At 43.2% G+C, this 7,648-nt stretch carries 5 protein-coding genes; 3 read left to right on the forward strand and 2 right to left on the reverse strand.

The genetic code is table 11. The features are described from left to right. Window positions 1-39: 39 nt before the first annotated feature. Window positions 40-1,011 (reverse strand): YegS/Rv2252/BmrU family lipid kinase, encoded by a 972-nt coding sequence (locus HWQ41_RS16590; RefSeq protein ID WP_292764828.1) that lies wholly within the window; start codon window positions 1,009-1,011, stop codon window positions 40-42. 175 nt (window positions 1,012-1,186) lie between these two features. Then, entirely contained in the window at window positions 1,187-4,399 is a 3,213-nt protein-coding gene (locus HWQ41_RS16595) for a glycoside hydrolase family 15 protein (RefSeq protein ID WP_292764831.1), read from the reverse strand. Window positions 4,400-4,824: 425 nt separating this feature from the next. On the opposite strand from HWQ41_RS16595, the gene HWQ41_RS16600 reads away from it, so the two are divergent. From HWQ41_RS16600 to mgtE, 3 genes are all read left to right on the forward strand, one after another. Next, window positions 4,825-5,028, forward strand: a complete 204-nt coding sequence (locus tag HWQ41_RS16600; RefSeq protein WP_292764833.1) for a hypothetical protein — start codon at window positions 4,825-4,827, stop codon at window positions 5,026-5,028. A gap of 151 nt (window positions 5,029-5,179) precedes the next feature. Continuing rightward, window positions 5,180-5,815 (forward strand): hypothetical protein, encoded by a 636-nt coding sequence (locus tag HWQ41_RS16605; RefSeq protein ID WP_292764836.1) that lies wholly within the window; start codon window positions 5,180-5,182, stop codon window positions 5,813-5,815. A 421-nt stretch (window positions 5,816-6,236) separates the two neighbouring features. Then, entirely contained in the window at window positions 6,237-7,589 is a 1,353-nt protein-coding gene (gene mgtE, locus HWQ41_RS16610; protein WP_292764839.1) for a magnesium transporter, read from the forward strand. Window positions 7,590-7,648 lie beyond the last annotated feature (59 nt).

The following is a 7,648-nucleotide window of genomic DNA, read 5'->3' on the forward strand; positions in this document are numbered from 1 at the left end:
GCCCCATGCCCCATGCCTAATGCCCAATGCCCCATGCCCTCATTCTCCTGCTGTGTCTTTGATCTCAATAGTCAGATTAGGGAGTCCTTCTAGTTTTTCGATAGGCTCCACTTCTTCTACTAATGGCACAAAAATTCTCAAGCCTGCTGGTACACACTTAATTTCTACTGGTGTTGTGCCCACTATTTCACCATCTAGAACAACCTTTTGGGGTGGGTTAGTCGTAATTTTAAATTGTTTGGCTCGCAGGAAGCCAATATCATCCCGTTCGACGGCGTTACCTGTAGAAGCCGTTTGGAATAGATGAAATGTAGCTGCGATCGCTCCTGCCTTGTTAGCTGGAGCTACAATTGTTAAATCTAGTAACCCATCATCATAAATCAGACCTGCTGGCCCCTGAGCTAAAACGGAAGTGGGAGGCGCGGCATTTGCGACTGTTACTGCACAGGCACTAGTTTTAATTATTTTGTCTTCTGTTTCAATTTCAACATCAAAATTTTTTAAGCTTCTTAATTGCTGGATTCCTGCCAAAACGTAGGCCATCATCCCAAAGCGATTTTTTGCATCTCGGTCTGCCAATTCTACAGTTTCAGCTTCAAAGCCAATACCTGCTAAGAGTACCATTGGGCGATCGTTGCAATAGGCTACGTCTACACTGCGGATTCCTCCCTGTAAAATTGTGTGACACGCAGCTGCGATCGTGTCAGGAATTCCTAAAGCTGTGGCAAAAGCGTTTGCTGTTCCTCTAGAAATGATGCCAAATGGAATCTCAGTACCCACTACAGCCGCCGCCGCCGCTGAGAGGGTGCCATCTCCCCCGGAAGCAATGATTGCATCTACCCCCCTCGCTACCGCTGCATAGGCCAGTTCGTCAGCGTCGATTTCTTCTGTTGTGAGATAAATATCTAGGTCAATATCTGGCTCTAATATTGCCCGAATTTCTGCCAGTTCTAAATCTGGGTCACCCTGACCCGCAACTGGATTGAAGATGAGGCAGGCGGAACGATTCATAAAATATAAAAGCTAAACTTAGATCACTAAAATACTAAATTCTTTTTAGCATTATTGTGAAATTTCGACTTCTTTCTGGCGGATGGTTTACCTTTTGCAAGAAGTTCAGAAGTCTTCTACGTGGGAACATACCAATGCTGACACGTATTTAGGACTTACGCACGCTTTACGAAAATTAAGCTGTACTGACTTCACCAAATTTGGTTAAGAAACGGAAAGCTTTGAGAATATAACTAGCACAATCTCTAGGTGAGGTGTTGTAAAACGATCGCCACGCACTAGCCTTATCCTCATCATAGCGATCGCTGCGTTGACTATGGTTTTCTAGCCACGCCAATCGCACTGCATGACCAATTAACACATCCAACACAATATATTCTTCAATTTGCAGGTTGGGATTATTAGCTGCGATCGTAGCTAATTCGATTAATGCTTCAATATTAACTTGGCGATATTCTGGAGCTTCGATTTTATTCAACAAATGCTCAACTAACAGAGCAAAATTTCTTTCTCCCGCTGTCATTTCCGACAACATTATCTCACTATCTAAACGATTGCGGCGCTCTAGTTTATCGCCAATTACTAGCCCTTTGCAATGTTGCATTAATAGCCAAACTTGCTTGAAAAAGTCTTTTGGTACGCGCCCCGTCGCACCTTCGGCTTGACGAAACCGCCGCCAACCGCCTGGCGGGACTTCTATTTCTTCTCTTATTGCTGGTAACACCACCCAAGCAATATCACTTTCTTTTTGTTTGACGTGCAGTGATTCTTGCTGGCGTAACAGGTTACTCATGCCAGTATATCCAGTTAATACCTGACGCAAGCGCATTTTCACTTCAAAGGGTGAAAGTTGCATTAAGTAATCGTATCCTTCATCTTGAGTGACATGCAATTCCCGCGCTAGTTCACTGGTTATCAATAAAATGAGATAGCCGACTCTCAGCGTTAGTAATCCCTGAAATAGTTCGGATTCTGATCGAATTAAGATCCCAAGATAGATTAAAATCTCTTGAGTGAGGACGCGATCGCGTATATCCTCACGACAAAAATGATTAATTTTCTCGGCAATTTCATTGTGGGACATGGGTACGGTAATCAGGGAAGCCTCACTGTAAGCTTTACCCACAGCAATTTGCTTACCCCGTACCAAAATACTCGTCACTGCATCTGATAGGCTGATATCAACCATTTGCCGCAACCCCGCAGCGCGGCGTACCACTGCCCAAATACTTAAATCTCCAGCTTTAGTATAAACTTCATCGAGTAAATCGGCTACGGTGACGGGATATCCTGGTTCACCGTATCCTGTATCAAATTCCATCCCTTGCAAGCGAGTTAAAGTTTGCAACAACTCAATTTGCTCGTAGATATTCTCTGATGAGCGCAAATAAGAAAGTAATAACCCCAAGTTGGTTTCACACTCCATTTTAAATTCTTGGGTATTTCCTAAGCGCCAATTTTTCTCAGGATGATAAGCTAAATAATAGCAACGTGGCCCAGCATTTTTAACTGGCGATCGCAAAAATTCTGCATTTGGAAGAAAATCAATTCTTTGGATTCCAGCTGTCAGCATTAGCTGATTTAGCCGCCCTAATTTCACCCGCACACCGTTACAAACACCATCTTTCAGTTCTTGCATCAGTTCTAGTAATGCTTCCGAACCGATTTCTAACATGGTATGCGTCAACATTAAAGTCAGAGTAGGACGCCCTAAATCGTTCCAATATTTTTGAATGTAAGCTAGTTCGCTTCTAATTTGATCCAGCAGAAAATGGTAATCTAGGGTTAAGTAAAACTCTTGAGAGTCTGAAAACGAAGGCAAAAATACAATTGTTTCACCACGAATCCGAAAGATTCTAGATGTTGTTAAACTCCGCAGCCGCCGTATTGGACGCCCAGTTAAACCAAGTTTAGCGTTATGTCCAATTTGGTTATAAATATCTGAGAATTCTCCAGCTTTTCTCACCTGAATCGGTTCTACTTGAGTAGGTGTTTGTGCTTCAATTCCGTGAACTTCTAGTTTTGTCTGTAAATCTTCATCTTCTGCTAATAAAGCAATTTGTACCAATGCTTCGCGCTGTTTTCCCACACACAAATGTCTTCCCAAAGGGTCGATATCACCAACCGCGACTAACCCTTCACTCAACATTTCACTGAGAAGATATAAACTCTGCGCCCACACCAAGGGAATATTTTCATTGGGCAAACGTGGTTGCGTTTGGGGTGCTAATTTTTCTGCTTCTATGTTTTCGGCTGGAACATAATAAAGTTCTGGCAATAAACGCAAACCATTTTGTTCTATAAGTAATGATTCTAAAAGATTTTGGTATTTTTTAACTTGCTCTTGCTCGCCGCGAAATAATCCATCTAGAACTAAATAAGTGAAAAATAACGGCCATTCGCATTCAATATGCTCAAATTGTTTGAGTTCCCACGGTTCGTAATGTAAGCGTTGATTATCTTCTAAAACGGTTTGGTGTCCATCACGCAGAAACCGTTTGCAGCCGTATTTACCTGCGAGTTTATTGATAATATCGTTAAAGGTGCGATCGCGTAACTCCAAATCTTCCACTGCAAAGGCAGGATAACTAATAATACTTAACAGCGCCGCATCAATTTCTTTGGAACCAGATTCCCTCGGTAATAAGGATTCTAGGGTAATCCGGGCGCGGGCAATTTCATCTGGTAGCACATGAATTACTGATGCTTGACTACCACGCACACCAAACAAATCCAGTCCGTTGATAGCTTCTAAAGCAGCTTTTGCCATGCCTACGGAACTGGCATTTAACTCAGCACTACCACGATTAATTTTATTACCACGTTCCCAAATCCCATAATCTGGTGTGCGGTAAGCTCGTCCAATGTAGTAAACTAAATTTTGGACGAAATTCACTTCATCAATAGTATAAATTATTTGCAATCCCGCAGCGGTCATTTGCGCCAATATCAGTAAAAATATAGATGTGGCATCCAGTTGCAAATGTCCCCATTCATCATCACCAACAACAATATCACCAGTCGCGGTATTATATTTGGCGTGCAGTCCATCCAGTAGCGACTGAGTATGTTTAAATGTCTCTACTTTATGAGCCTGTCGCATCATCGCAAACAACAACCCGCGCATCAGTTTGATGACGCTGTGTTCTAGTTCATAAGTGCGTCCCTCATCGTCGTCAATCTTGCGGTATGCAAGTCCTAAACCCCAAACTGCCAAAATGCTGTAAACGTTGTCTCGCACCCAGGCATCAGTATAATCGCCGTGGGCTGTAATCGCTGTACTCGCAGGTAGTAAACCAGTAATCGGATTCTGGCGAGTCAGAATGATTGTTTTGATTTGCTGGTAGTAATACTCCAAGCGAGCTAGCAATTCGGTAGATGTTTTCATAAATTGGTTCAGAACTACTTGCAAAATTCGACCCTGTGACTGTGAAGTGAATTACCTAAACCAAGCCAGAACAAATCGGCGATGGGATAACAGCCAAGGGTAGTGTGAGTTTATTATTATCTCGTGTAAATAGGTTTCTGGTTACTTAATTTTAGCGATCGCAAACTAAAACATGATATTTGTTCAAATCTTCATCACTACTTATGATAGTTTATACCTATCTCCAGAGGCTTTGAAATTTCCCCTTCTCTAGCTAGCGAAGCCCAGTGGGGATTAGGGTCAGGTTTTTCTTAAGGCATAACGAATTCTTTTTGTTGATAGTTCACGTTAGATAAACGAGTGCTAATTTCAGTTTAATTACGTATATGTTGGTAACTATTATCGGTTACAGTAAGTTCTAAGTTAGAAATAAAGCGCAATGGCAAGTGGTGGCGGCTCTCCCGCAAGTCAACCGGAAACTGAACCCCGAACCCTCACACTTTAAAGGGGATAAACGACCTGTAGAGGAAGTCTCTTGGTATGAAGCGGTAGAGTTTTGTGATTGCTGTCCTGCTGAAATAGCATATTTCAGCAGGACAGCGATCGCTTATGTCTGGCTTATGTCTGTTGAAGGGCTGATTGCTTATTAGGTCTAGCTGTGTGTTGTTTTGCTTCTATACTTGGGATTGTAATTCTTTGGTTTCCGGCATTTTCAGCCACAACCAAACAAGTCCGATCGCTGTCACTAGATCCAAATAAACTTTATTTAATGCTACCGTCGGCCAAAAATCAAGGATATCGGTGCGATCGCTTTATACCTGCTTTCCTACCTACGCCGACCAATGGCCGCCAACAGAGGGAGTAGTTGATCGGAATCTAGATATTGCCCTTAGTCAATTTGCCCCTCGTTCCCAAACGGTGAAAGATAAAGCTGTGCATACAGCTTGTGGTGTAGTCGAGTTATATCCCCAAGGTAAGAACATAAAATCGAAATCAGGACTTGTGCCAGCACTTACCCAAGAGAATAAATCTTTGGGACTTTGTGATAACTGTCAAGCGGTAATCTACCCATACAAACTGTTAAATAAACCACATCCGGGATATCAGGAACCACCAAAAGATATCTGTCCAGTGTGCGGGGTGGATGCTTTGCGTTGTCTAGATGCTAGAGAACCCAAAGGATTTTTTACCGACTTGCAACCAGATGACTTTGATGGACAATTTGAGTGGCAACCGCGATCAACCAGACCATCTTTAAGTGTGAATACTGGGGTGGGCAATGTCCAGCGTATCTTTAATGCTTCCGTGTCTGCATTCAATGACCAGATCATTTCTGTGAATGATAACGGTGGCGTTGGCGGATTTGACTTTCAGAATGCCTTAATTTATGGTAAGCCTAAACCCGGAGCTTATGCCGTTTCTTCAGATATCAAGTGAAACCTGCTAACCCATTTCTGATTCTTCGTCGCCCAGGTGACTACGCATGAAGTTGCTTGACACCAACAGACTACTAATGAGGTTGTAAATATTTTAACTCGATAAAGTTTGCGAGTAAATTCGTTGATTGGCAAGACACATAGCTTGTAGCAGTACTAAAATCTACTTAAAGTTATACGAAAATTACCTAAAAATCAGGGCAATTAAGTTAGTGAGGAATATCACACATACTGAATGCTAAAATTCAGTATCTCCTGAAGAGGGCTATTCCAGGTTAGGATGATGACTAGCGATGCCTTGAATTAGATATCGATATTGAATTGTTGAAATTTTATGGACCATAGTCCAGAAGATGGCAGTATCAAACTCCTCTGATCTGGCGAGGAAGTCTCCCAGCGCGGGGGAGACTTAGGAGATAATCATGCTCACACAAGATATTCGTGATTTGCTGACTGATAGTACCGATTTGAACCAGTTGAAATGGGATTTAAATCGCTTACAACCTGTGGATGTGGGAGAATACATTACACAATTGCCTGAAAAACAACGGGCGATCGCATTCCGTTTACTCAACAAAGGTCAGGCAATTGATGTATTTGAATATCTGCCCACAGAGGTACAGGAAGAACTACTTAATTCTCTGCATGATGTCCAGGTAGTGCAACTTGTAGAAGCCATGAGTCCCGACGAACGGGCAGAATTGTTTGATGAACTACCTGCTGGGGTAATCAAACGGCTATTGCAAGAACTGAGTCCAGAAGAAAGGCAAGCAACAGCAACGATTCTCGGCTATCCAGAAGGCACGGCTGGGCGGGTGATGACAACCGAATATGTCCGGTTGCGGCAAGGATTGACTGTAGGTGAAGCCTTGAGCAAAATCCGCCGTCAGGATGAAGACAAGGAAACAATTTACTATGCCTACGTCACAGATGATAACCGGACGCTGGTGAGAGTAGTTTCACTGCGCCAATTGCTGTTTACCTTTCCCGATGTTTTCATCAAGGATATTGCTAGCGATCGCGTCATTAAGGTGACAACTGAAACCCCCCAAGAAGAAGTGGCGCGAATCATGCAGCGCTACGACTTAATCGCTATCCCCGTGGTTGACCGAGAAGACCGATTGGTGGGCATTGTCACCATTGATGATGTCATGGATATTTTGGAAGAGGAAGCCACAGAAGATATTCAAAAACTGGCGGGTGTGAGTGGTGATGAAGCCGCTTTATCCTCTCCCCTACTCACCATCCGCAACCGCTTGCCTTGGCTGTTGGGCATCATGGCCTTGTATATTGGTGCAGCCAGTGCGATCGCGCCTTTTCAATCTGTAATTGCCGCAGTGCCGGTTCTAGCAGTGATCATGCCGATTTTTTCTAACACTGGTGGTACTGTTGGTATTCAATCATTAACGGTAACAATCCGCGGCTTGGGGGTGGGCGAGGTAACACCCAAAGATACTCTAAAAATTCTCCGCAAAGAACTTCTAGCTGGTTTAGGTACAGCCCTAGCTTTAGCCACCACCATGATCCTGCTTTCCTTAATTTGGGCGCGACCCCAAGAGCGATGGGTGGCTTTAATTGCCGGAATGGTAATGGCAACTAATACAATTGTGGCTGTTACACTCGGTACTTTACTGCCAATGGCTTTGAAACGCTTGAAACTTGACCCTGCACTAGTTAGCGGGCCGTTAGTAACAACAATGTTAGATACAATTGGTTTTTTAACGTTCCTCAGCCTAATTTCTCTAGCTTTAAACGTCTTCCATTTACCAACATGAAGGGATTGGGTATGGGGCATGGGGCATAGAGCATGGGCATTGATTATTTCTCCCTTATC

It is taken from the genome of Nostoc sp. NOS(2021) (genome assembly GCF_017115025.1).
Taxonomy (GTDB): domain Bacteria; phylum Cyanobacteriota; class Cyanobacteriia; order Cyanobacteriales; family Nostocaceae; genus Nostoc.